Below are 24670 nucleotides of genomic sequence, written 5' to 3'. Positions count from 1 at the left end.
TAGCGATAACTAATAACCAAATCGACTAACCTGTTTTAGCAATAGTCTTTAACAACAAAATAGATTTATTAACTCAATGAAAAATAAATAAATATCGACCGCAATTAAGTTAAATCGGTCATTTTGCGCAACAAACCCGCTTTTAGTAATGCGAAAAAACAGGCTTTCCGGTACTCTACGGCGGTTTTATCGTCCTGTAGAGAAATTATGATGTCCACCACGTTATTTAAAGATTTCACCTTCGAAGCCGCTCACCGTCTGCCGCACGTCCCACAGGGACATAAGTGCGGGCGCTTACACGGGCATTCTTTTATGGTGCGCCTGGAAATTACCGGGGAAGTCGATCCGCATACGGGCTGGATTATCGATTTCGCTGAACTGAAAGCGGCTTTTAAACCGACCTACGATCGCCTCGACCACTATTACCTCAATGATATACCCGGTCTGGAAAACCCAACCAGCGAAGTTTTAGCAAAATGGATTTGGGATCAAGTTAAACCCGTTGTGCCGCTATTAAGTGCGGTGATGGTGAAAGAAACCTGCACTGCAGGCTGTATCTATCGCGGCGAATGATAAGAGTGTGTCGGCGGTCAATTTCCCTTAAGTAACGCTATGTTAGGGTGTTGTGTTCTGGATATCTGGGGCATGACATGGAAGACGACTGCGACATTATTATTATTGGTGCCGGTATTGCAGGCACCGCTTGCGCGTTACGCTGCGCGCGAGCGGGTTTATCCGTTTTGTTACTGGAACGCGCTGAAATCCCCGGCAGCAAAAATCTTTCCGGCGGGCGGCTATACACCCATGCACTCGCGGAACTCCTCCCTCAGTTTCACCTGACCGCGCCCCTTGAGCGTCGCATCACCCACGAAAGTCTTTCTCTGTTAACGCCGGATGGCGCAACGACGTTTTCCAGCTTACAGCCCGGCGGTGAATCCTGGAGTGTATTACGTGCGCGATTCGATCCGTGGCTGGTTGCCGAAGCCGAAAAAGAAGGTGTCGAGTGTATCCCTGGTGCGACGGTGGATGCACTGTATGAAGAAAACGGCAGAGTATGTGGCGTTATCTGTGGTGACGATATTCTCCGCGCCCGTTATGTCGTCCTGGCAGAAGGTGCCAATAGCCTCCTGGCAGAACGCCATGGATTAGTTACCCGCCCTGCTGGCGAATCAATGGCGTTAGGAATCAAAGAAGTGCTGTCGCTGGAAACATCCGCTATTGAAGAACGTTTTCATCTGGAGAATAACGAAGGCGCAGCGTTGCTGTTCAGCGGCGGAATCTGTGATGACCTTCCCGGCGGCGCATTTCTTTATACTAATCAACAAACGCTCTCGTTAGGGATTGTTTGCCCGCTCTCTTCCCTTACGCAAAGTCGTGTTCCGGCAAGTGAGCTGCTGGCTCGCTTTAAAACGCATCCGGCAGTGCGCCCGCTTATCAAAAACACGGAATCGCTGGAGTATGGCGCGCATCTGGTGCCAGAAGGTGGCCTGCACAGTATGCCGGTGCAATACGCCGGTAACGGCTGGCTACTGGTGGGCGATGCGTTACGCAGTTGCGTCAATACCGGAATTTCCGTACGCGGCATGGATATGGCGCTGACTGGCGCACAGGCGGCGGCACAAACGCTGATAAGCGCCTGCCAGCACCGCGAGCCGCAAAATCTGTTTCCGCTTTATCATCAAAACATAGAACGCAGTCAGCTGTGGGATGTTCTACAACGTTATCAGCATGTTCCGGCGCTTTTGCAACGCCCAGGATGGTACCGTGCGTGGCCTGCGTTAATGCAGGATATTTCCCGTGATTTATGGGATCAGGGTGATAAACCTGTTCCGCCGCTGCGCCAGTTACTCTGGCGTCATTTACGTCGTCACGGCTTGTGGCATCTGGCGGGCGATGTTATCAGGAGTCTGCGATGTCTGTAGCCCGTAATCTCTGGCGCGTTGCTGATGCGCCGCACATTGTTCCGGCAGACGCCGTTGAGCGTCAGACGGCAGAACGGTTGATTAACGCCTGTCCGGCTGGTCTTTTTTCGCTCACACCAGAAGGTGACTTATGTATTGATTATCGCAGTTGCCTTGAGTGCGGAACCTGCCGTTTGCTGTGCGACGAAAAAACACTACAACAGTGGCGCTATCCACCTTCCGGATTCGGCATCACCTACCGCTTTGGATAAATAACAAGGATAATTTATGTCCCTCTTACACCTGCTCCGCCAGAATCCGGTGATTGCTGCCGTTAAAGACAATGCCAGCCTGCAACTGGCAATTGACTCTGAATGCCGGTTTATTTCCGTGTTGTACGGCAATATCTGCACCATCAGTCATATCGTCAAAAAGATTAAAAATGCCGGGAAATATGCTTTTATTCATGTTGATTTGCTGGAAGGCGCATCGAACAAAGAAGTGGTGATTCAGTTTCTGAAACTGGTGACCGAAGCGGACGGCATTATCAGCACGAAAGCATCGATGCTGAAAGCGGCAAGAGCGGAAGGTTTTTTCTGTATTCATCGCCTGTTTATTGTCGATTCGATTTCGTTTCACAACATTGATAAGCAGGTTGCGCAATCGACCCCAGATTGTATTGAGATCCTCCCAGGCTGCATGCCCAAAGTGCTGGGCTGGGTGACGGAGAAAATCCGCCAACCGCTGATTGCTGGTGGGTTGGTGTGCGATGAAGAAGATGCGCGTAATGCGATTAACGCGGGTGTCGTGGCGCTTTCCACCACGAATACCGGGGTCTGGACGTTAGCGAAAAAATTGCTTTGACGGGATAACCGTAACGAATTGAATTTGTGTGATTTGTAGGCTGCACGCCAAATCTGGCATTCAGCGCCTGATGCGACGCTTGACGCGTCTTATCAGGCCTACAAGCCCGAAACCCGTCTACGCCGCATCCGGCTGTACGTTATTGGCAATCTGCGTGAATGTTTGTCACCAGTGCCTCCAGCACGGCTTTCCAGTCATCTACCACGCCAACATCTGCCTGCGAAAATACCGCCGCGCTGGCGTCATGATTAATCGCCACCACAAACTTACTATTACGTACGCCCGCCATTAACGCTGCCGCACCGGATGCGCCCGCCACAATGCAAACATCTGGCGCCAACAAATGCCCGGAAATACCAATGACCTTTTCGGCTTCAAAGCCACCGTTCATCACTCGCGCCCGACTGTAGCCCACTTCTGCCCCCAGCTTTTCAGCCAGCGTAGCGATGTCATGGCTATCTGCCTCGCCGCCCTGCCCCACTACCAGTACTCGTCTGGCCTCAGCTAATGGGTCACGGGTAACATTTTTCAGGTTTTCTATGTTAACCAGCCACTCTGGAAGCGCTCCGGGAACAATATTCAGTTGTTGCATACCAGAGGGCAACGTGACGTTTTTCGCCGCTCCAACCTGGCGCGCCAGGGAAAGACATAGCGGGCGTTTTTCTGTTTGCAGCGTCGCCGTTAGCGCATTTCCCCAGTGGGATTTGCGCACGCTTGCGGTCGGTATATCTAATGAAATCACCTGGCAGACACAGGCTCCATGTAAACGCCAGGCCAGCCGGGTCGACAGTTCATCACCAAACGTTCCCGGCGGAAAGAGAACAACGTCCACAGGCGTTCGCTGCCACTGTTCTACCAGCGCATCCAGCACCTGTTCCGCGACCATCGGCTGCGGCTCGATTTGCCAGTGCGTTAGTGTGCTGCCGCTGAAATCCTGCTCCGCCAGCCAGCCCGCCATTGCGGCATGTTCCTGATTGATTGTCACAATTGCGATATTCATGGCTGCATCCTTTGGCGTAAATAGTCCTGCCATAGCTTTTGCGCTTTTTCTGCTACCGTTTGCCCATCAATCAGCGTTGCTCTGCGTCGTTGCTCTGGCCTTGCCAGTTGCAGGCACTGCATCGCTGGCGATTCAGCAGCAACTGTTTTGCGGATAATTTCCGCTTTCCCCGCCGCCATTCGCTGGCGCATTCCCGGTACTGGCAAGGCCACTTCGCCACACTGGCGCACAGCAATCACTGCGGGCAAGCGGACACGACAACAGCGCACCCCATTTTCAGTACGCTGTTCGAGGGTGATAAACGGCGCGTCGAGTGTGAAACGCTCCACCTGGGTGAAACAGGGCCAGCACAGCATTTCCGCCAGCAAAAATGGCGTTTGCCCATTCTGCCCTTCGCTGCTTTGGCAGCCGGTAATGATCAGATCCAGCGGATTCTGGTACTGCCATTCGGCAATATGCCAGGCGACAAATTCCGGCGCAAAGCGCAGATCTGCCGCCGTCTCCAGCAATATAGCTTCCTCAAACCCAAGAGCCATGAGATAGCGCAGCCAGTGCAACGCCCGTTCATCGCCTATGCTCAACGCGGTTAAAGTCATCGGCGTGCCATTTTTTCTCTGCGCCAACAGCATCGCGGCAGCGGCCTGTTCATCAGCACCGAGTAAACTTCGCAGTAGCGAAACATCCGGTCCGCTATTACCCTGAGCCGCCGCCAGCCACTCTTTTTCCGCCAGCATCCCGGCATCCGGTTCGGCTTTAAACGCTAACAGTATGTTCATTCGCACCTCCTACATTTCCCGCCGCCACCAGCGGGAGGGCTTTAGTTTCTGGTGCCCATAGCCAGGTCACGACAAAACCAACTAACAACACTGCCGCCAGGAGCAATAAGGTGACTTGCATTCCCCACTGCGCCAGCACCCACGGCAGCAGGCCAGTACTTACCGCCGCGCCAAGTCGACTCATGGCGGTGGCAAAACCGACGCCCAGCGAGCGAATGTCAGTAGGAAAACTTTCCGCAGGCAAAATGCCCACCAGATTACTGACTGCCGAAATGGTGGTGCTGAAGAGAACAAAAAGCAGCAGCGTTAATGAACTGCCGGAAGGCAAACAGGCCATCACTACCAGCGTTGCCGCCAGCAGCAAAAAACTTCCCAGCAAAAATTTGCGATGTGCCAGCAGGTGCGTCAGAACTAATCCCAGTAGCGCGCCAACAATTAACAACGCATTAAGCATCAGACTGGCGGTCAGCGCATCTTCCAGACCAATAGTCTGGGCAATGGTCGGCAGCCAGGTATAAATCACAAACCATGGGATTACGAGGCAGACAAAGAAGACGCTGTTAAACGCTGTGCGCCGCCAGTAGCGCGAAGAGAACAAGGTTTTGATGTGTTTATGGGTCGCCGTTGCCACTTCATCGCCCAGTAAAACATGGGGACCAAAATAGCGATGCACGATAGCGTGAGCTTCTGCAAAACGCCCCTGGCGCAATAGCCAGCGTGGCGATTCTGGCGTTCCCCAGCGTAATAACGTAATCAACAACGCGGGCAGAGCTGCCGATGCCAGCAGCCAGCGCCAGGCTTCCGGGTTTTCGGAAATAAAGTGATGTCCGGCAATACTTGCCAGCACATAGCCTACGGTCCACACCACGCTGAATGCGCCCAGCAAAATACCGCGGTGGCGGCGCGGGGAAAATTCAGCCAGCAAGGTGTGACCGACTGAGTAATCGCCTCCCAGACCAATGCCAATCAAAATGCGCAGTCCAATAAGATGCTCTGGCGTGGTGGCAAAAAATTGTAAAAACGAAGCAAGCGTAATCAGCAAAAAGCTGAAGGTGAAGATTTTTTGTCGCCCAATATGGTCGGAGATCCAGCCCAGAACCAGGCTGCCAAGAAACAAACCAAGGAGTGCTGAGCCACCAATCATTCCCGCCATAAACGGCGTCAGTTGCATGGCTGGAGTAAGCTGAATAATGGCGTAACCAATGACGCCGAGGACATAACCGTCAGTCAGGTGCGCACCGAAAGTGAGCGCAGCAATGCGGCAGTGAAAACGGTTAAGTGGTAAATCATCCATTCGCACCGGTGAAGTGTTCATCTTTACCCCTTCATTGTCCGGTAATAAGAACGGCTTCTCGCCTGAGAAGCCGAAAAGGCAACGCCCCTTCATCGCGGAACGCTGCCTGATACATTATTTTTCAATCGGATAGATAGTACCCGTATTCATAATGCCATTAGGATCGAACTGCTTTTTCAGCCCTTCCAGCAACGCCCACGCGCTGCCGTGTTCCAGTTTGCTCCAGTGAACGCGATGTTTACCGATACCGTGGTGGTGCACCATCGAACCGCCGAGGCGAATGGTTTCTTCGCAGATGATTTTGTTGAGCGGATTGTGGTACTTGTCGATTTCCTCTTCCGGCTTACAGTCAACGACGTTGTAGTCGTAGACGAAGTACATGTTGGTGCCGTTCTGGTAGCTATGAGAGGAGTGACCGCCCAGCATGGTAATGTCGTCGGCGTGCGGGAACTCGGTACGAATACGGTTAATAACGCTTTCGTAGATTTCGTGGATGCAGCTCCAGCAGCCGGAGACTTCGGTGGTAAAGCCCATGTTGCCGGTTTTGAGGATCTGTACACGTTCGGCGGCAACTTTATCTGGTCCCCAGTTCAGATTGTTAAACCAGGTTTCAATCAGTTTGCTGTCTACACGCTGGCATTGCGGGTAGCGGGCAACGATTTCCGCAATCCCTTCGCCCGTCGCCTTCGCAATGCGAGGGTTACCTTCAGCCATAAAGATCAGCACGCATTTTCCGTCGGCAAAATGGGTGAAGTGTTGGGTGCCATCTTCGGCGTCATACAAACGAGCGATCGACGGACGATACCCTTCCACCATGATTTCACGCAGGATGTTGAAGCCGGTTTTCATGTCTTCCAGGATATAGCCGTAGAAGAGATTGTTTTCTGGGGTGAATTTAAAGATTTTCACTGTTACTTCAGTGATATAGCACAATGCACCTTCGTTGCCGATGATGATGTGACGAATGTCCGGGCCAGCCGCGCGACGTGGCACGTTTTTAATGCGTGTCACGGTGCCATCAGCCAATACTGCTTCCAGACCAACGACCATATCTTCGATTGCGCCGTAGAGTGTGGAGAACTGCCCAATACTGCGGGTTGCTACCAGGCCGCCCATCTGCGCCAGCGGTTTTGATTGCGGAGAATGCCCTGTGGTGTAACCTTTTTCACGCAACGCGTTTTCCAGCACTTCCAGCGGAACGCCACATTGCGCCGTCGCCTGCATATTCTCAATATCAATATTAATGATTTGATTCATGGCGGAGCCGTCGAGCACCACCGAGTTTTCCACAACGGTTTCCAACCCACCTTCAGTGGCGGAAGCGCCGGTACGCGGCACACCGTTAATTTTGTGCGCATTCATAAAATTCAGCACACGGGAGACTTGTTCTGTGGAACCGAGTTTTACGACCGCTGCCGGAATCGGCAAAGTATAAATGCCATGAATATCCGGAAATTTACGAAAACGGTCAATACTGTTTTTCTTTAATACTGTTTCATCGGTAATTACGCGATCTGCACCAACAATTTCCTTTAGCTGGTCGACAATCGCTGCGCGAGATAAAGACATAGTAATTCCTTCCTGATAATAAAAATGGAATAATCATTAATAAGAGAAAACAGAAACCACCGTTATGGATTAGCGCACTAAATAACCGCCATCAACCACTAATAAATGTCCGTTGACATAATTCGATGCCGGACTTGCGAGGAATACGGCTGCGCCCATTAAATCCTGAGTATCGCCCCAACGGTTTGCCGGAATATGATCAAGAACGCGCTGGTTAGTTTCTGGATTACTACGGGTCGCCAGAGTGATATCGGTAGCGTAATATCCCGGGGCAATACCATTCACCTGAATATTATATTGACCTAATTCATCGCAATAGGCTTTGGTGAATCCGGCAAGAGCATGTTTAGTGGCAGAATAAGCAGGTGACCATTGTCCACCTAGGTAAGAGAACAATGAACAGATATTAATGATTTTACCGCTTTTCTGCGGGATCATAATTTTTGCAGCTTCATAGCTTAACTCGAATGCGGCGGTCAGGTTCACATCAATCATTGGATCCCAGTCGGCACGACCGAAGTCCAGCACCTTATTCAGCTTACAAATACCGGCATTGTTAACCAGAATATCGACGGTACCGAAGCGCTCACAGCAGGCAGCGATAATCTTCTGCGGTGCGCCTTCTGCGGTGATATCCACCTGCATGAAGTCCACTTCAACACCCTGTTTTTCAATCATTTCCTTTGTTTCGCCGTTATCTTTGACAAAACTTGGAATAAAAATATTTGCGCCAGCTTTGGCCAACGCCATTGCAAATGCCTGACCTAAACCGCTATTCCCGCCGGTAACAATTGCTGTTTTACCTTTCAGGGAGAAAAAATCCATTGAGAACGCATTGAGAGATTCGATTGACATAGTTAGCTCCAATTTCCGTAAGGCAAAAAAAAAGAAAGGTAACTTCCCCCGCGAGAGGGAAGTTACCTTTCTCATTATCTCTGGTAACTGGAGATAATTTTTAGCATAAGGGCATAACTGCTAATGTGATCGTAATCACAGAGTGATGTTCGTATTATCAAATAGTTTTAAAAAGCAGAAGCGTGATTACTCTCACACAACACCTTTTCTTTCCATGTTATTTCTTATTGCAATTACTAGAGAGCTGAGAAAAGTAATCCACCTGAAAGGGCGGCTTACTTTTCTCTTTTTTTTGTCTATTACAAATGGGAATACGATATGCAACACAACTCATATCGCCGTTGGATAACCCTCGCGATAATTAGTTTTAGCGGCGGCGTTAGTTTTGACCTGGCTTATTTACGTTATATTTATCAAATTCCCATGGCGAAATTTATGGGATTCAGCAATACCGAGATAGGTTTAATAATGAGTACCTTTGGTATTGCGGCTATTATTCTTTATGCCCCCAGCGGCGTTATTGCCGATAAATTTTCACACCGCAAAATGATTACTTCCGCGATGATCATTACCGGATTACTGGGCCTGATAATGGCAACATATCCACCACTGTGGGTAATGCTCTGTATTCAGGTCGCCTTTGCGATAACCACTATTTTAATGCTGTGGTCGGTGTCGATAAAAGCCGCCTCATTGCTGGGCGATCATAGCGAGCAAGGGAAAATTATGGGCTGGATGGAAGGGCTGCGCGGCGTCGGTGTAATGTCGCTGGCGGTGTTTACCATGTGGGTCTTTTCTCGCTTTGCACCGGATGACAGCGCCAGCCTGAAAACGGTCATTATCATCTACAGTGTGGTTTACATCTTGTTGGGGGTTCTGTGCTGGTTTTTTGTTAGCGATAACAACAACCTGCGCAGTGCCAATAACGAAGAAAAACAATCATTCCAGCTTAGCGACATCCTGGCTGTTTTGCGCATCAGCACCACCTGGTATTGCAGCATGGTGATTTTTGGCGTCTTCACCATCTACGCCATTCTGAGTTACTCCACCAACTATCTGACCGAAATGTATGGCATGTCGCTGGTGGCGGCAAGCTACATGGGGATTGTGATCAACAAAATATTCCGCGCGCTGTGTGGTCCACTTGGCGGCATTATCACCACCTACAGTAAAGTGAAATCCCCTACCCGCGTGATTCAAATCCTTTCCATCATCGGCCTGCTGGCACTGACTGCCCTGCTTGTTACCAACTCTAACCCGCAATCGGTCGCGATGGGGATTGGCCTGATTTTACTGCTGGGATTCACCTGCTACGCCTCACGTGGACTGTACTGGGCCTGCCCCGGCGAAGCGAGAACACCGTCTTACATTATGGGTACCACGGTAGGTATTTGTTCGGTGATTGGATTCCTGCCGGATGTCTTCGTTTACCCGATTATCGGCCACTGGCAGGACACCCTGCCCGCAGCAGAAGCCTACCGCAATATGTGGCTGATGGGCATGGCGGCGCTTGCCATGGTGATTGTCTTTACCTTTTTGCTGTTCCAAAAAATTCGTACTGCTGATAGCGCCCCCGCAATGGCTAGCAGCAAGTAAGCCAGGAAAATTACAGGAGAAAAATCATGTCGAAAAAATACATCATAGGGATTGATGGCGGAAGTCAGAGCACAAAAGTGGTGATGTACGATCTGGAAGGTAACGTGGTGTGCGAAGGCAAAGGCTTATTGCAGCCGATGCACACGCCGGATGCCGATACCGCAGAACATCCTGACGACGATTTATGGGCATCATTATGTTTTGCCGGTCACGATTTAATGAGCCAGTTTGCCGGGAATAAAGAAGATATTGTTGGCATCGGCCTGGGCTCCATCCGTTGCTGTCGTGCGTTGTTGAAAGCCGATGGCACGCCTGCTGCGCCGTTGATTAGCTGGCAAGATGCACGCGTTACACGCCCTTACGAACATACGAATCCTGACGTGGCGTATGTCACCTCTTTTTCGGGTTATCTGACGCATCGCTTAACGGGCGAATTTAAAGATAATATCGCCAACTATTTTGGTCAGTGGCCAGTGGATTATAAGAGCTGGGCATGGAGTGAAGATGCCGCAGTCATGGAGAAGTTTAATATCCCCCGTCATATGCTGTTTGATGTGCAAATGCCTGGCACTGTTCTTGGGCATATCACACCACAAGCCGCGCTGGCGACACATTTCCCGGCAGGACTGCCTGTTGTTTGTACCACCAGTGATAAACCGGTAGAAGCTCTGGGAGCCGGGTTACTGGATGATGAAACTGCGGTAATTTCTCTTGGCACTTACATCGCATTGATGATGAACGGCAAAGCACTGCCGAAAGCTCCGGTAGCGTACTGGCCGATTATGTCTTCTATTCCGGAAACATTGCTGTATGAAGGTTACGGTATCCGAAAAGGCATGTGGACAGTGAGCTGGCTGCGCGACATGTTAGGCGAGTCGTTAATTCAGGATGCCAAAGCACAAGATCTTTCACCGGAAGATTTGCTCAACAAAAAAGCTTCTTGTGTGCCACCTGGCTGTAATGGTCTGATGACAGTGCTGGACTGGCTGACCAATCCGTGGGAACCCTACAAGCGTGGGATTATGATCGGCTTTGATTCCAGCATGGATTACGCATGGATATATCGCTCGATACTGGAAAGCGTGGCGCTAACGCTGAAGAACAATTACGACAATATGTGTAATGAAATGAATCACTTTGCGAAGCATGTGATCATTACTGGCGGTGGTTCGAACAGCGATCTGTTTATGCAGATTTTTGCCGATGTATTCAATCTTCCGGCGCGCCGTAATGCCATTAACGGTTGTGCAAGCCTGGGGGCGGCGATCAACACGGCTGTAGGGCTTGGTCTGTATCCAGATTACGCAACGGCTGTCGAAAAAATGGTTCGCGTGAAAGATATCTTTATGCCTGTTGAGGGCAATGCCAAACGCTACGACGCGATGAATAAAGGCATTTTCAAAGATTTAACCAAACACACTGATGTGATTCTGAAAAAATCGTATGAAGTGATGCATGGTGAGCTGGGAAATGCGGATTCTATCCAGAGCTGGTCGAATGCGTAAGTGAGATAAACAGTGCCGGGTAAATGATTAATCCCGGCATATTCACGTTCCCACCACAAAATACCGGGTAACCATTGATGAATATTGTTCTCTCCTGAGCAGCGTTTATGCTTTAATTGCTAAACCGATTTAATTGATTTAGCAATTAGTGTAATGGAGCCTTTATGAGCGCAAGAGTATGGGTACTCGGTGATGCGGTTGTTGATTTATTACCCGAAAGCCAGGGGAGGCTACTACAGTGTCCTGGTGGGGCGCCGGCTAATGTTGCAGTCGGTATCGCAAGGCTGGGGGGAAAAAGTGCCTTTATTGGCAAAGTTGGCGATGATCCTTTCGGTCGTTTTATGTATCAGACTCTGAGTGCAGAAAATGTTGATACACGTTATATGTCACTTGATCCCCAACATCGCACCTCAATTGTGGCTGTAGGACTTGATGAGCAAGGAGAAAGAAACTTTACCTTTATGGTACGTCCAAGTGCCGATCTTTTTTTACAACCTGATGACCTTCCTGCATTCGGACCGGGTGAATGGCTCCATCTTTGTTCCATCGCGCTTAGTGCAGAACCTTCCCGAAGTACCGCATTTCTGGCTATGGAGAAAATACGCCAGGCTGGCGGAAACATCAGTTTTGATCCCAATATTCGCAGCGATCTCTGGCAGAGTGAAGCGCTATTAAGAAAATACCTTGATCGCGCACTTTCGCTGGCGAATATCGCTAAATTGTCCGAAGAAGAGTTGCTATTCATCAGTGGCAAAAGCCAGGTTCAGCAAGGCGCGCATTCATTAGTGCAGCGTTATTCGTTGACTTTATTGCTTATTACACAAGGAAAAAATGGCGTACTTGTGTATTTTCAGGGGCAGTTTATCCACTATCCAGCCAGGCCTGTTTCTGTCGTCGATACGACCGGGGCAGGAGATGCTTTTGTCGCAGGATTACTTGCTGGCCTGGCCGACTCCGGAATCCCAACAAATACCAGATTGCTTGAACGGATCATCGCACAAGCTCAGACTTGTGGTGCTCTGGCAACCACGGCTAAGGGCGCCATGACAGCCTTACCCCGACAACACGATCTCCCTTCATAATAGTGATCCTGCTGCTGTATCTGTAACCCGATTTGTCGTGCTTGTCACATTTACTAAACCGGTTTAGCGAAAATGATTGCTCTGGCTAAAAAGTCAGCTTTATCATCAAAACCTAAACCGGTTTAGCATTTTAGCAAAATTTATAATTCTCTGATGGGACGCGACAAATTATGTATAAAAAAACAACCTTGGCAGTGTTAATTGCTTTGCTGACCGGTGCAACAACGGTACATGCACAAACGGATATTAGCAGTATCGAATCTCGACTGGCTGCGTTGGAACAACGTTTAAAAAATGCGGAATCCCGCGCCCAGGCGGCAGAAACAAGGGCAAAAACGGCTGAATTGCAGGTGCAGAAACTGGCTGAAACACAACAACAAAATCAGGTAACAACTCAGGAAGTAGCACAGAGAACAGTCCAACTCGAACAGAAATCCGCAGAGAACAGTGGCTTTGAGTTTCATGGCTATGCCCGTTCCGGGTTACTGATGAATGATGCCGCTTCCAGCAGCAAAAGTGGGCCGTATCTGACTCCCGCAGGTGAAACCGGTGGAGCTGTTGGCCGTCTGGGAAATGAAGCCGATACCTACGTCGAATTAAATGTAGAACATAAACAAACACTGGATAACGGTGCGACCACGCGCTTTAAAGCGATGCTGGCTGACGGACAAAGAGATTACAACGACTGGACTGGCGGTTCCAGTAACCTGAATATCCGACAGGCTTTTGCCGAACTGGGCACATTGCCAAGTTTTACCGGAGCATTCAAAGACAGTACTGTCTGGGCTGGTAAACGCTTTGATCGCGACAATTTTGATATTCACTGGTTAGATTCCGATGTCGTATTTTTGGCGGGAACGGGCGGTGGTATCTATGACGTAAAATGGAACGATACATTCCGCAGTAACTTTTCTCTCTACGGACGCAATTTCGGCGATCTCGATGATATCGACAATAACGTTCAGAACTACATCCTCACCATGAATCATTATGCTGGCCCCTTCCAGTTGATGGTTAGCGGATTACGGGCAAAAGATAATGATGATCGAAAAGATGCCAATGGTGATCTCATTCAGACTGATGCTGCAAATACTGGCGTACATGCGTTGGTTGGTCTGCACAATGACACTTTCTATGGCCTGCGTGAAGGGACGGCAAAAACAGCACTGCTATATGGTCATGGCCTGGGTGCGGAAGTCAAAGGTATTGGCTCCGATGGCGCCCTGCTGTCTGAGGCGAATACCTGGCGCTTCGCATCTTATGGCACAACACCTCTGGGAAGCGGTTGGTATGTTGCACCGGCCATTCTCGCGCAAAGCAGTAAAGATCGTTACGTCAAAGGCGATAGCTATGAATGGGTTACCTTCAATACACGCCTGATCAAAGAAGTAACACAGAATTTTGCTCTGGCCTTTGAGGGTAGCTATCAATATATGGATCTGAAGCCGAAGGGGTATCAGAACCATAACGCCGTGAACGGCAGCTTCTATAAACTCACCTTTGCACCAACTCTAAAAGCTAACGATATCAATAATTTCTTTAGCCGTCCGGAGCTTCGCCTGTTTGCCACCTGGATGGACTGGAGCAGCAAACTTGATGATTTTGCCAGCAATGACGCTTTCGGCAGCAGTGGGTTCAACACTGGCGGAGAGTGGAATTTTGGTGTCCAAATGGAAACCTGGTTTTAATACCAGACAGCCTCACGAATGTGAGGCTTTTACTGAAATAACAATGAATTAGAGGGTTATATGGATTTCGATAAAATCGCCCAATCGTTGCTTCCTTTATTAGGTGGTAAGGAGAACATCGCCAGTGCAGCACATTGTGCTACTCGCCTACGACTGGTACTGGTTGACGACACACTTGCCGATCAAGATGCCATTGGCCAGATTGATGGAGTGAAAGGTTGTTTTCGTAATTCAGGGCAAATGCAGATCATCTTTGGCACCGGCGTGGTTAATAAAGTCTATGCTGCCTTTATTCAGGCCGCGGGCATTAGCGAATCCAGTAAATCAGATACCGCGCGTATTGCCGCTCAAAAACTCAATCCTTTTCAGCGAATTGCACGCTTACTGTCGAATATTTTTGTACCCATCATTCCTGCCATTGTTGCTTCTGGTTTATTAATGGGACTTCTGGGAATGGTAAAAACGTATGGCTGGGTGAATGCCGATAATGCGATTTATATCATGCTGGATATGTGCAGTTCAGCCGCATTTATTATTCTTCCCATCCTGATAGGCTTTACTGCTGCTCGTGAATTTGGTGGTAATCCTTATCTTGGCGCGACCTTAGGAGGTATCCTGACTCACCCAGCACTCACGAATGCCTGGGGCGTTGCTGCGGGATTTCAGACAATGGACTTCTTCGGTTTTGAAATCGCTATGATTGGTTACCAGGGAACGGTTTTCCCCGTGCTTTTAGCCGTGTGGTTTATGAGCATAGTGGAAAAACAGTTACGCAGGTTTATCCCTGATGCCCTGGATCTCATTCTGACGCCATTTCTGACAGTCGTCATTTCTGGCTTTATCGCTCTTTTAATCATTGGTCCAGCAGGACGAGCGTTAGGCGATGGTATCTCTTTCGTTCTCAGCACGCTGATTGCACACGCTGGCTGGTTAGCAGGGTTGTTATTCGGTGGGCTATATTCAGCCATTGTAATTACTGGCATCCATCATAGTTTTCACGCAATTGAAGCCGGGCTTTTAGGAAATCCTGCAATTGGTGTCAATTTCCTGCTGCCTATTTGGGCAATGGCAAACGTTGCGCAAGGCGGTGCATGTCTGGCGGTATGGTTTAAAACCAAAGATACAAAAATTAAAGCAATCACCCTGCCCTCGGCCTTTTCCGCAATGTTAGGTATAACTGAAGCCGCTATTTTTGGTATCAATCTTCGTTTTGTTAAACCTTTTATTGCTGCCTTAATTGGTGGCGCTGCCGGCGGTGCCTGGGTTGTCTCTGTTCACGTTTATATGACTGCCGTTGGTCTGACAGCAATACCCGGCATGGCAATAGTTCAGCCAACATCGTTGGTTAATTATATTATTGGAATGGCGATTGCTTTCGCTGTCGCTTTTAGTCTCTCTTTATTACTCAAATACAAAACGGACGAGGAATAATGTCGATGCCTTCACAAATGCCCGCGATTTTACAGGCAGTTATGAAAGGTCAGCCCAAAGTACAGGCAGATGCCCACTATCCTTGTTGGCATCTCGCTCCAGTCACCGGACTAATGAACGATCCAAATGGCTTTTGCTGGTCAGGAGGCCGCTATCATCTGTTTTATCAGTGGAATCCACTGGCTTGTGATCATAAGTACAAATGTTGGGGGCACTGGAGTTCGACGGATTTATTGCACTGGCAGCATGAACCATTAGCGCTAATGCCTGATAAAGAGTACGACCGTAATGGTTGTTACTCAGGAAGCGCGGTTAATAATCAGGGAGTTCTCACACTTTGCTATACCGGTAATGTTAAGTTTGATGATGGTAGCAGAACAGCATGGCAATGTCTGGCCACCGAAAATAACCAGGGTGGGTTTGATAAATTAGGCCCGGTAATACCGTTACCTGATGGTTACACCGGGCATGTTCGTGATCCAAAAGTCTGGAAGCACAACAGCCGATGGTACATGGTGCTTGGCGCACAAGATAAAGAGAAACGGGGGAAAGTGCTGCTGTATTCCTCTGTCGATCTGAATACCTGGTCTTTTCATGGAGAAATTGCTGGTAACGGTCTGAATGAAATAGATAATGCAGGATACATGTGGGAATGTCCTGATCTTTTCGCTCTTGATGGTGAATACATTCTCCTCTGCTGCCCCCAGGGAATAGCGCGCGAACATGAGCGCTATCTGAATACTTATCCCTGCGCCTGGCTACATGGACAGTTTGATCACGAGACAGGCAAATTTACGCATGGCGCTTTCTCAGAGCTGGATGCGGGGTTTGAATTCTATGCGCCACAGACGATGGAAGCCCCGGACGGGCGACGATTGCTGGTTGGTTGGATGGGGGTTCCTGATGGTGAAGAGATGTTGCAACCAACCAGAAAACATCATTGGCAGCATCAAATGACCTGTTTGCGCGAACTCTCATTCCAGAAGGGAAAATTGTTGCAGATGCCAATCAGGGAACTCACGCAACTGCGTGAAGCTGAACACTTCTGGCAAGGAAAAGCGGATCATGCACCGCATGTCGAAATTGAACGCCTGGAAATGGACATCATTCCATCAGGTGAGCTGTATATGAATTTTGGCAACGCTCTGGCACTTCATCTAAATGCCGATGGTATTCAACTACAGAGGAAAAGCCTTGCAGGGCAAGAGAAACTAACTCGTTACTGGCGAGGAAGCGTAACGTCACTGAAGATTCTCTGTGACAGTTCCAGCGTAGAAATATTCATCAATAATGGCGAAGGTGTAATGAGCAATCGTTATTTTCCCCATCATCCAGCTTCGCTGATATTACAGGGTGAGTCTGACGTCACGTTACACTACTGGTCGCTACGCGCCTGCATGGTAGAATGAGGGTTTTGAATTACGGATCCTCGTCGTGAGAAAAACCAAACGCGTTACTATTAAAGACATTGCTGAACTGGCGGGAGTGTCTAAAGCAACCGCCAGTCTGGTTCTCAATGGTCGTGGCAAAGAGTTACGTGTTGCGCAGGAAACGCGTGAGCGTGTGCTGAGTATTGCCCAACAGCAGCATTATCAGCCCAGTATTCATGCCCGCTCATTACGGGACAACCGCAGTCATACCATTGGTCTTGTCGTTCCTGAAATCACTAACTACGGATTTGCAGTATTTTCCCATGAACTGGAAACATTGTGTCGGGAAGCGGGCGTCCAGCTCCTCATATCCTGTACTGATGAAAATCCTTCACAGGAAACAATGGTGGTGAACAATATGATTGCCCGCCAGGTTGATGGGTTAATCGTCGCATCCAGTATGCTGCATGATAATGACTATCAAAAACTTAGCGAGCAATTACCTGTTGTGTTGTTCGATCGCCACATGAACGGCAGCACATTGCCATTGGTAATTACTGACTCTGTTTCTCCCACCGCCGCCCTGGTGGCAGATATTGCACGGAGTCACCCGGATGAATTCTATTTTCTGGGCGGACAACCCCGTTTGTCACCGACACGCGATCGACTGGAAGGATTTACACAAGGCTTGCAGCAAGCCGGAGTAACGCTACAACCTGAATGGATTATTCACGGTAATTATCATCCGAGCTCAGGATATGAAATGTTTGCCGCACTATGCGCTCGTTTAGGACGTCCCCCTAAAGCATTATTCACCGCCGCTTGTGGGTTACTGGAGGGCGTTCTGCGCTATATGAGCCAATATAATTTACTCGACAGTAAAATCCACCTGGCAAGTTTTGATGATCATTACTTGTATGATTCACTTTCGGTAAGAATCGACACGATACAACAGGATAATCGCCAACTTGCTTTTCACTGCTTTGAGCTTATTTCGCAACTGATTGAAGGTGAAACACCATCCCCGTTACAGCGTTATCTTCCTGCCAGTTTACAAAAACGCTATCGATAATCCCGTCACTATCTTGCATCGCCCCTGTAAAACGGGGCGATTGTTTTTCAACCTGAACGTTAAATATTAATGATGCATAATCAAATCAGGCAATATTTAAATATTTATGTGTTTGCATCGACAAACGCCAGTTACGCGCAATGCAAGTTTCAATGCACAAACGTGTGGCATCATCCTTTTGGCTAATCGGCTGCAGTGCAATGACTCGCGGTTTATCATCGGTCAGCGTCGCAAGCAATTCATCCAGTGCTTCGATATCACGTACGCGTCCAACTGGGTGTTTGATTTCGTTGGCTCGCTCCAGTGCCTGTGACAACACTTCATAGCCGCCGCGCATATTCAGCTTTGGCGACACGGTGACCCAAGTATTCGGCGTACAACGCACTTCATGAGTACCGCTGGTTTCTATCTGGCAACTGAAACCGTTCTTTTCGAGCAGGTCAGTTAGTGGCATCAAGTCATGAATACAAGGTTCACCACCCGTAATCACCACGTGACGCGCGGTATATCCCTGACGACCGATGACTGCGAGCAAGTCTTCACTGCTTGCTGCTCCCCACTTATCACTCTCTTTCGTTTTACCCAGAATGCTGAAAAGGGAAACTTCCCGATCCTCAAGCTTTTCCCATGTGTGTTTGGTGTCGCACCAGGCACAGCCGACCGGGCATCCCTGTAAACGAATAAAAATAGCGGGGACGCCGGTAAAGTAACCCTCACCTTGCAGGGTCTGGAACATCTCGTTAATCGGGTACTGCATAGCATTCTCTGTAAAGTGGATAATTGTTAATTATTGCAGATCTCGCCGCAATATTCATGCTTTATTAACATTCTGTTACAGGCAGGTTTGACGCAAAAAGTGGTTCAGATCATTAAGAAATAAAATGAAGCGGCGTATTATGTTTTAAAGGATTAAATAAAAGGAATTTAAACATGTTTAGAATATTCATCGTATTTATATTTATTTTCAATTTATCAGGTTGCGGTTATAACGATATTCAAACCTATGATGAGCAGGTTAATGCCTCCTGGTCAGAAGTACTGAATCAGTATCAACGTCGCGCCGATCTTATTCCTAATCTTGTCGCAAGTATTAAAGGTTATTCCAGCCATGAAAAAGAGGTACTGGAGGCCGTTACGTTAGCCCGTAGTCAAGCTAATCGTGCCAGCAGCGATCTTCAGCAAGCTTCGGGAGATGAGCAAAAATTACAAGCCTGGCAACAAGCTCAGGCGCAGGTGACTCGCGCTCTCGGGCAGTTAACGATTATTAGTGAACGTTATCCAGAATTAAAGGCTCAGGAACTCTATCAAAATTTAATGGTACAACTCGAAGGAAGCGAAAATCGAATTGCTGTCGCGCGAGGAAGATATATTAAAGCCATTGAACAATATAATGTCACTATCCGCAAATTTCCCGCAGTGTTAACCGCAAAGGTCATGGATTACACACCAAAGAAAAATTATTTGCCGGATGATGTCGCCGCAGTAAGCAAAGCCCCAACAATAGATTTTAGCCAGAATGCGAGTGCTCATTAGGCGAGTTAATTATATGAAAAATTTTATCTTACTTCTTGTTCTGGTCTGTTCATCTGCGTTTGCAGTACAAGTTCCAGTACCTGAATTACCTAAATATATAAATGATTTAACAGGGACATTAACCAGAGGGGAAGTAAGTACGCTGACCAGCCAGATTAAAGCCCTGACGCAAAAAGAACAGACGCAGCTTGTGGTATTGGTGGTTGAAACCACAGGCGAAGAAACCATCGAGCAATATGCAACACGTGTGTTCGAAAGTTGGCAGCCCGGCCATAAAGGTCGTGATGACGGTATTTTACTGTTAGTTGCCTGGCAAGATCATACAGTTCATATTGAAATCGGTTACGGGCTTGAGGGTATTCTTACTGATGCACAGTCCGGGCAAATTATTCGCAACAGTATTATTCCGCGTTTAAAAAAGGCGACCTTGCTGGCGGCTTGCAACAGGGTATCAGTGATATTGAAACCCGACTATCAGGAAATGATTTAGTCAATAACACATCGCCCGATCACCCTTTGCCCTTTAGCGGTTGGTGGGCTTTGTTAGTCTGGGCGATAGTACTGACGTTTATTTCTGCCAGAGGATATGTCAAAACGCTGGGAGTAATTTGCTTTGCTGCCATAATATTGGCCTTTGTACTTCCCATCGCTGGATATAGCGGGAGCTGGGGAGTTCTTGCCACATTATTATGTTTCGCCACACCGTTCCTGGTCGTAGCTATCGCTTTCACACCTTTCGGCAGAAAGGTGCGTGATTCAATGCGTAGTGCCAACCGACCGTCACGTTACGAAAGAAGCAACTCGGCCTCCAGGCATTCTTCATCATCGTCGTCATCTTCCTCTTCATCGTCTTTCGACAATGACAATTTCAGCGGTGGCGGCGGTTCATCTGGTGGCGGTGGCGCTTCCGGGCGTTGGTGATCGTAATGCGCTTAATCTTTATTTTACTCGCTTTGTGGTGCCTTCCGGTGCTTGCCCAGCAAATTGCTGTGCCGGAGCTGCGCCAACAGGTGACCGATATTACTGGTACGTTAAGCTCGTCTGAACAACAATCACTGACACAGCAGCTGCAGGATATTACACAAAAAACACGAGCCCAGGTCGCCGTATTAATTGTGCCATCCACCGGGGACGATACCATTGAACAATATGCAACTCGCGTTTTTGATAGCTGGAAACTGGGGGATGAGCGGCGTGACGATGGTATTCTGATCCTGGTCGTCTGGGAAGATCGTAAAGTTCGCATTGAAGTGGGCTACGGGCTGGAAGGGGTGGTTACCGACCTGCAAGCGGCGAAGATTATCCGTGATATATTAATCCCTGCTTTTAAAAGTGATGACCTTATGGGTGGGTTAACACTGGCAAGCGAAAATATTGGCGCGCTTCTGTTGAATGGTGAATTACCGGAAAACAGGGGGAATTACTACAGTATCAATCCCCCTATTCCATTATCGCTTGCTGTAATTATATTACTGGCGGTGCTTTCATATTTTATTGTTTTTACCGATCCGTCAAATCTCCCCTGGATAGCACTCACTGGCGCAATTTACGGGATGGTATTCCTTTATGTTGCAGAGCCAGGACCATGGACGAATTTAATCGTTGCCTGCGGTATGTTAACGCCTTTCGCGATCGTAGCGCTGCTTATCTTTTGGCTTATAGTTAGTAAAAAACTACGCGCCAAATATAAGAAACTCGGTAAAGAAAGGGCTTCAAGAAAAGGTTCTTCTTCATCCTCTTCCGGTGGAGGCTCAAGTGGTGGTGGGTTTAGCGGCGGTGGCGGGTTTAGCGGTGGCGGTGGTTCATCTGGAGGCGGTGGTTCCTCAGGCCGCTGGTAACTCAACCATAAAAAACGCCAGCCCGAAGGCTGGCATTTTTAAATCAGATAAAGTCAGACTTATGCCTGGCCTTTGATCTCTTTACGACCGTTGTACGGTGCTTTTTCGCCCAGAGCTTCTTCGATACGAATCAGCTGGTTGTATTTAGCAACACGGTCAGAACGGCTCATAGAACCAGTTTTGATCTGGCCTGCAGCAGTACCAACAGCCAGGTCAGCGATGGTAGCGTCTTCAGTTTCGCCAGAACGGTGAGAGATAACTGCAGTGTAGCCAGCGTCTTTCGCCATCTTGATTGCAGCCAGAGTTTCGGTCAGAGAACCGATCTGGTTGAATTTGATCAGGATGGAGTTAGCGATACCTTTTTCGATACCTTCTTTCAGGATCTTGGTGTTGGTTACGAACAGGTCGTCACCAACCAGCTGGATTTTGTCGCCCAGTACTTTGGTCTGGTATGCGAAACCGTCCCAGTCAGATTCGTCCAGACCGTCTTCGATAGAAACGATCGGGTACTGTTTGGTCAGTTCTTCCAGGAAGTGAGTGAATTCTTCAGAGGTGAAAGCTTTGTTGCCTTCGCCAGCCAGAACGTATTTACCGTCTTTGTAGAATTCAGAAGCTGCACAGTCCATCGCCAGAGTGATGTCTTTGCCCAGTTCATAGCCAGCAGCTTTAACAGCTTCAGCGATAACAGCCAGAGCTTCAGCGTTGGAACCCAGGTTCGGCGCATAGCCACCTTCGTCACCAACTGCAGTGTTCATGCCTTTCGCTTTCAGAACTTTTGCCAGGTGATGGAAAACTTCAGAACCCATGCGGATGGCTTCTTTCACAGTTTTCGCGCCAACCGGCTGAATCATGAATTCCTGGATATCAACGTTGTTGTCAGCGTGCTCACCACCGTTGATGATGTTCATCATCGGAACCGGCATAGAGTATTTGCCCGGAGTGCCGTTCAGTTCAGCGATGTGCTCATACAGAGGCATCCCTTTAGCGGCAGCAGCAGCTTTGGCGTTTGCCAGAGATACAGCCAGGATTGCGTTCGCGCCGAAGTTAGATTTGTTTTCGGTGCCGTCCAGGTCGATCATGATCTTGTCAATGCCAGCCTGATCTTTGGCATCTTTGCCAATCAGCGCCTGAGCGATCGGGCCATTAACCGCAGCAACAGCTTTGGTTACGCCTTTGCCCAGGAAACGGGATTTGTCGCCATCGCGCAGTTCCAGTGCTTCACGGGAACCAGTAGAAGCACCTGATGGAGCAGCTGCCATACCGACGAAACCACCCTCCAGATGTACTTCGGCTTCAACAGTCGGGTTACCACGGGAGTCGATGATTTCACGACCGATGATTTTTACGATTTTGGACATTAGGTTTTCCTCAAGTCACTAGTTAAACTGAAACTCCAGACAAACAACGCGTACCCAGGGTACGCGTTGCCGTTCTAACTTTTTTACTTACTTCGCCTGACGTTTCTGGAACTCGCTGGCGGCTTTTACAAAGCCAGCAAACAGCGGGTGTCCATCACGTGGAGTAGAAGTAAACTCCGGATGGAACTGACAAGCCACGAACCACGGGTGATTCGGAACTTCGATGATCTCGACCAACTGATCATCCCCGGAACGGCCCGCAACGCGCAGACCTGCATCTTCAATCTGTTTCAGCAGCATGTTGTTGACTTCGTAGCGGTGACGATGACGCTCAACAATTGTCGGCGCATTGTACAGCTGGCGAACCAGGCTATTGTCAACCAGCTGGCACTGTTGTGCGCCGAGACGCATGGTGCCGCCGAGATCGCTCTTCTCGCTACGAACTTCAACGTTGCCGTTTTCATCGCGCCACTCGGTAATCAGCGCCACAACCGGGTACTTACAGTCTGGCACAAATTCCGTAGAGTTGGCGTTCTCCATGTTGGCAACATGGCGAGCGTAATCAATTAACGCCACCTGCATACCCAGGCAAATGCCCAGATAAGGAATATTGTTCTCACGCGCAAAGCGCGCGGTAGTAATCATGCCTTCTACGCCACGATAGCCGAAACCGCCAGGTACGAGGATCGCGTCCAGACCTTTAAGGATTTCAACACCGCGCGTTTCAACATCTTGTGAATCGATCAGTTTGATGTTGACGCTGACACGATTCTTCAGCCCACCGTGTTTCAGTGCTTCGATCACGGATTTGTAAGCGTCCGGCAGTTCAATGTACTTGCCGACCATACCGATAGTGACTTCACTCACCGGATTCGCTTCTTCGAAGATAACCTGTTCCCATTCGGACAGATTCGCTTCCGGGCAGTTTAAGCTGAATCGTTTACAAATATAATCGTCCAGCCCCTGAGATTTCAACAGGCCCGGAATTTTATAGATGGAATCGACGTCTTTCAGAGAAATAACCGCTTTTTCCGGAACATTACAGAACAATGCAATCTTCGCACGTTCGTTAGCCGGAACGGCGCGATCTGAACGACAAATCAGGATGTCAGGCTGGATACCGATGGAGAGCAGCTCTTTTACAGAGTGCTGGGTCGGTTTGGTTTTGACTTCACCAGACGCTGCCATGTACGGCACCAGCGTCAGGTGCATAAACAGAGTGTGCTCACGGCCAATTTCAACAGCCAACTGGCGAATCGCTTCGAGGAACGGCAGGGATTCGATGTCACCTACGGTACCGCCGATTTCGACCAGAACCACGTCGTGGCCTTCACCACCTGCAAGAACGCGTTCTTTGATAGCGTTAGTGATGTGTGGAATAACCTGTACGGTTGCGCCAAGGTAGTCACCGCGGCGTTCTTTACGCAGAACGTCTGAGTAGATACGACCCGTGGTGAAGTTGTTGCGGCGGCTCATTTTGGTACGAATGAAACGCTCGTAGTGACCCAGGTCCAGGTCGGTTTCAGCGCCGTCTTCAGTAACGAACACTTCCCCGTGTTGGATTGGGCTCATAGTACCTGGATCGACGTTAATGTACGGATCCAGTTTCATGATGGTCACATTGAGGCCACGGGCTTCAAGAATGGCTGCGAGGGAGGCTGCGGCAATGCCTTTACCCAGAGAGGATACGACCCCGCCGGTCACAAAAATATAGTTCGTTGTCATGCTGAACCTGAGAAGTTAGGTTGAAAAGACGATGGAATAACCAGGACGGGAAAGCAGTATACCCGAACATGACCTGTGCCACAAACTTTCATTATCCCTCCTCTTCGCCAGCGCACTATTGAAATCAGGAGTGAGAAAATAGCCCCTTTGGGGTAAATGTTTTTGACGCAAATCAAGCGCTTGTCATTTAAAAAATGACACAAATGGCGCTTG

22 protein-coding genes and 1 pseudogene are annotated in these 24670 nt (G+C 48.9%); 15 read left to right on the top strand and 8 right to left on the bottom strand.

The features are described 5' to 3' along the window. Positions 1–207 precede the first annotated feature (207 nt). From queD to D9597_RS02260, 4 genes are all read left to right on the top strand, one after another. Positions 208–573, top strand: a complete 366-nt coding sequence (gene queD, locus D9597_RS02275) for a 6-carboxytetrahydropterin synthase QueD (RefSeq protein ID WP_016159619.1) — start codon at positions 208–210, stop codon at positions 571–573. Between the two features lie 77 nt (positions 574–650). Continuing rightward, positions 651–1922: an FAD-dependent oxidoreductase gene (locus D9597_RS02270; RefSeq protein ID WP_130221525.1), complete on the top strand. Its 1272-nt coding sequence runs from the start codon at positions 651–653 to the stop codon at positions 1920–1922. Next, on the top strand, positions 1913–2173 hold the full coding sequence (locus D9597_RS02265) for a ferredoxin family protein (RefSeq protein ID WP_130214503.1): 261 nt from the start codon (positions 1913–1915) through the stop codon (positions 2171–2173). The genes D9597_RS02270 and D9597_RS02265 overlap by 10 nt, the downstream gene beginning before the upstream one ends. Before the next feature lie 16 nt (positions 2174–2189). Beyond that, complete coding sequence (locus D9597_RS02260) at positions 2190–2765, top strand: glycerol-3-phosphate responsive antiterminator (protein ID WP_130221524.1); 576 nt, start codon at positions 2190–2192, stop codon at positions 2763–2765. A gap of 139 nt (positions 2766–2904) precedes the next feature. On the opposite strand, the gene D9597_RS02255 is transcribed toward D9597_RS02260, so the two are convergent. From D9597_RS02255 to D9597_RS02235, 5 genes are all read right to left on the bottom strand, one after another. Beyond that, complete coding sequence (locus tag D9597_RS02255; protein ID WP_130221523.1) at positions 2905–3765, bottom strand: electron transfer flavoprotein subunit alpha/FixB family protein; 861 nt, start codon at positions 3763–3765, stop codon at positions 2905–2907. Continuing rightward, complete coding sequence (locus tag D9597_RS02250; RefSeq protein ID WP_130221522.1) at positions 3762–4541, bottom strand: electron transfer flavoprotein subunit beta/FixA family protein; 780 nt, start codon at positions 4539–4541, stop codon at positions 3762–3764. The genes D9597_RS02255 and D9597_RS02250 overlap by 4 nt, the downstream gene beginning before the upstream one ends. Beyond that, entirely contained in the window at positions 4519–5928 is a 1410-nt protein-coding gene (locus D9597_RS02245; RefSeq protein ID WP_165383526.1) for an MFS transporter, read from the bottom strand. Before D9597_RS02245 ends, D9597_RS02250 begins: the two co-directional genes overlap by 23 nt. Before the next feature lie 21 nt (positions 5929–5949). Further along, entirely contained in the window at positions 5950–7404 is a 1455-nt protein-coding gene (locus D9597_RS02240; RefSeq protein ID WP_000059300.1) for an FAD-binding oxidoreductase, read from the bottom strand. 69 nt (positions 7405–7473) lie between these two features. After that, positions 7474–8259: an SDR family oxidoreductase gene (locus D9597_RS02235; RefSeq protein ID WP_000021321.1), complete on the bottom strand. Its 786-nt coding sequence runs from the start codon at positions 8257–8259 to the stop codon at positions 7474–7476. A gap of 318 nt (positions 8260–8577) precedes the next feature. Between D9597_RS02235 and D9597_RS02230 the strand changes: the two genes are divergently transcribed. The 7 genes from D9597_RS02230 to D9597_RS02200 all read left to right on the top strand — a co-directional run bounded on the left by D9597_RS02230 (position 8578) and on the right by D9597_RS02200 (position 18003). Beyond that, complete coding sequence (locus D9597_RS02230) at positions 8578–9855, top strand: MFS transporter (protein WP_130221520.1); 1278 nt, start codon at positions 8578–8580, stop codon at positions 9853–9855. A 26-nt stretch (positions 9856–9881) separates the two neighbouring features. Continuing rightward, entirely contained in the window at positions 9882–11360 is a 1479-nt protein-coding gene (locus D9597_RS02225; protein WP_130221519.1) for an FGGY-family carbohydrate kinase, read from the top strand. Between the two features lie 164 nt (positions 11361–11524). Further along, positions 11525–12442, top strand: coding sequence for an aminoimidazole riboside kinase (locus tag D9597_RS02220; RefSeq protein WP_130221518.1), 918 nt, complete (start codon positions 11525–11527; stop codon positions 12440–12442). Between the two features lie 170 nt (positions 12443–12612). Next, complete coding sequence (locus D9597_RS02215; RefSeq protein ID WP_130221517.1) at positions 12613–14130, top strand: carbohydrate porin; 1518 nt, start codon at positions 12613–12615, stop codon at positions 14128–14130. A 60-nt stretch (positions 14131–14190) separates the two neighbouring features. Then, the gene (locus D9597_RS02210; protein ID WP_130214525.1) at positions 14191–15561 is read left to right on the top strand and encodes a sucrose-specific PTS transporter subunit IIBC; all 1371 of its coding nucleotides are present in this window, start codon (positions 14191–14193) and stop codon (positions 15559–15561) included. Then, a complete protein-coding gene (locus tag D9597_RS02205) occupies positions 15561–16970 on the top strand; it encodes a sucrose-6-phosphate hydrolase (protein ID WP_130221516.1) in 1410 nt (469 codons plus the stop codon). Before D9597_RS02210 ends, D9597_RS02205 begins: the two co-directional genes overlap by 1 nt. A gap of 25 nt (positions 16971–16995) precedes the next feature. After that, positions 16996–18003: a LacI family DNA-binding transcriptional regulator gene (locus D9597_RS02200; protein ID WP_001232702.1), complete on the top strand. Its 1008-nt coding sequence runs from the start codon at positions 16996–16998 to the stop codon at positions 18001–18003. An 85-nt stretch (positions 18004–18088) separates the two neighbouring features. On the opposite strand, the gene queE is transcribed toward D9597_RS02200, so the two are convergent. Next, a complete protein-coding gene (gene queE, locus D9597_RS02195; RefSeq protein ID WP_065227519.1) occupies positions 18089–18760 on the bottom strand; it encodes a 7-carboxy-7-deazaguanine synthase QueE in 672 nt (223 codons plus the stop codon). A 173-nt stretch (positions 18761–18933) separates the two neighbouring features. Here queE and D9597_RS02190 point away from each other — a divergent pair, with 173 nt between their 5' ends. The 4 genes and pseudogenes from D9597_RS02190 (at position 18934) to D9597_RS02180 (ending at position 21374) form a co-directional block, all read left to right on the top strand. After that, the gene (locus D9597_RS02190; protein ID WP_130221515.1) at positions 18934–19536 is read left to right on the top strand and encodes a LemA family protein; all 603 of its coding nucleotides are present in this window, start codon (positions 18934–18936) and stop codon (positions 19534–19536) included. 13 nt (positions 19537–19549) lie between these two features. Then, positions 19550–20220 (top strand): annotated as a pseudogene (locus D9597_RS02185) (YgcG family protein); the annotation flags it as partial. Between the two features lie 67 nt (positions 20221–20287). Then, the gene (locus D9597_RS23250; RefSeq protein WP_240780423.1) at positions 20288–20581 is read left to right on the top strand and encodes a hypothetical protein; all 294 of its coding nucleotides are present in this window, start codon (positions 20288–20290) and stop codon (positions 20579–20581) included. After that, a complete protein-coding gene (locus tag D9597_RS02180) occupies positions 20463–21374 on the top strand; it encodes a YgcG family protein (RefSeq protein WP_240780421.1) in 912 nt (303 codons plus the stop codon). The genes D9597_RS23250 and D9597_RS02180 overlap by 119 nt, the downstream gene beginning before the upstream one ends. 59 nt (positions 21375–21433) lie before the next feature. Here D9597_RS02180 and eno read toward each other — a convergent pair whose 3' ends face one another. Together eno and pyrG are read right to left on the bottom strand one after the other, a co-directional pair. Beyond that, on the bottom strand, positions 21434–22732 hold the full coding sequence (gene eno, locus D9597_RS02175; RefSeq protein WP_064528183.1) for a phosphopyruvate hydratase: 1299 nt from the start codon (positions 22730–22732) through the stop codon (positions 21434–21436). An 87-nt stretch (positions 22733–22819) separates the two neighbouring features. Further along, the gene (pyrG, locus tag D9597_RS02170; RefSeq protein WP_130207680.1) at positions 22820–24457 is read right to left on the bottom strand and encodes a CTP synthase (glutamine hydrolyzing); all 1638 of its coding nucleotides are present in this window, start codon (positions 24455–24457) and stop codon (positions 22820–22822) included. Positions 24458–24670 lie beyond the last annotated feature (213 nt).

The sequence above is a fragment of the Escherichia sp. E13S3 genome, assembly GCF_004212325.1.
GTDB lineage: Bacteria > Pseudomonadota > Gammaproteobacteria > Enterobacterales > Enterobacteriaceae > Escherichia.
The sequence above is the reverse complement of the archived record's forward strand: the minus strand, read 5'-3'. Positions and strand labels throughout refer to the sequence as shown.

What these genes read in the sequence shown, in the direction of transcription:
- queD (WP_016159619.1), top strand. Translation starts at nt 208, where the DNA reads ATGATGTCCACCACGTTATTTAAAGATTTCACCTTCGAAGCCGCTCAC.
- D9597_RS02270 (WP_130221525.1), top strand. Translation starts at nt 651, where the DNA reads ATGGAAGACGACTGCGACATTATTATTATTGGTGCCGGTATTGCAGGC.
- D9597_RS02265 (WP_130214503.1), top strand. Translation starts at nt 1,913, where the DNA reads ATGTCTGTAGCCCGTAATCTCTGGCGCGTTGCTGATGCGCCGCACATT.
- D9597_RS02260 (WP_130221524.1), top strand. Translation starts at nt 2,190, where the DNA reads ATGTCCCTCTTACACCTGCTCCGCCAGAATCCGGTGATTGCTGCCGTT.
- D9597_RS02255 (WP_130221523.1), bottom strand. Translation starts at nt 3,765, where the DNA reads ATGAATATCGCAATTGTGACAATCAATCAGGAACATGCCGCAATGGCG.
- D9597_RS02250 (WP_130221522.1), bottom strand. Translation starts at nt 4,541, where the DNA reads ATGAACATACTGTTAGCGTTTAAAGCCGAACCGGATGCCGGGATGCTG.
- D9597_RS02245 (WP_165383526.1), bottom strand. Translation starts at nt 5,928, where the DNA reads ATGAAGGGGCGTTGCCTTTTCGGCTTCTCAGGCGAGAAGCCGTTCTTA.
- D9597_RS02240 (WP_000059300.1), bottom strand. Translation starts at nt 7,404, where the DNA reads ATGTCTTTATCTCGCGCAGCGATTGTCGACCAGCTAAAGGAAATTGTT.
- D9597_RS02235 (WP_000021321.1), bottom strand. Translation starts at nt 8,259, where the DNA reads ATGTCAATCGAATCTCTCAATGCGTTCTCAATGGATTTTTTCTCCCTG.
- D9597_RS02230 (WP_130221520.1), top strand. Translation starts at nt 8,578, where the DNA reads ATGCAACACAACTCATATCGCCGTTGGATAACCCTCGCGATAATTAGT.
- D9597_RS02225 (WP_130221519.1), top strand. Translation starts at nt 9,882, where the DNA reads ATGTCGAAAAAATACATCATAGGGATTGATGGCGGAAGTCAGAGCACA.
- D9597_RS02220 (WP_130221518.1), top strand. Translation starts at nt 11,525, where the DNA reads ATGAGCGCAAGAGTATGGGTACTCGGTGATGCGGTTGTTGATTTATTA.
- D9597_RS02215 (WP_130221517.1), top strand. Translation starts at nt 12,613, where the DNA reads ATGTATAAAAAAACAACCTTGGCAGTGTTAATTGCTTTGCTGACCGGT.
- D9597_RS02210 (WP_130214525.1), top strand. Translation starts at nt 14,191, where the DNA reads ATGGATTTCGATAAAATCGCCCAATCGTTGCTTCCTTTATTAGGTGGT.
- D9597_RS02205 (WP_130221516.1), top strand. Translation starts at nt 15,561, where the DNA reads ATGTCGATGCCTTCACAAATGCCCGCGATTTTACAGGCAGTTATGAAA.
- queE (WP_065227519.1), bottom strand. Translation starts at nt 18,760, where the DNA reads ATGCAGTACCCGATTAACGAGATGTTCCAGACCCTGCAAGGTGAGGGT.
- D9597_RS02190 (WP_130221515.1), top strand. Translation starts at nt 18,934, where the DNA reads ATGTTTAGAATATTCATCGTATTTATATTTATTTTCAATTTATCAGGT.
- D9597_RS02180 (WP_240780421.1), top strand. Translation starts at nt 20,463, where the DNA reads ATGCGCTTAATCTTTATTTTACTCGCTTTGTGGTGCCTTCCGGTGCTT.
- eno (WP_064528183.1), bottom strand. Translation starts at nt 22,732, where the DNA reads ATGTCCAAAATCGTAAAAATCATCGGTCGTGAAATCATCGACTCCCGT.
- pyrG (WP_130207680.1), bottom strand. Translation starts at nt 24,457, where the DNA reads ATGACAACGAACTATATTTTTGTGACCGGCGGGGTCGTATCCTCTCTG.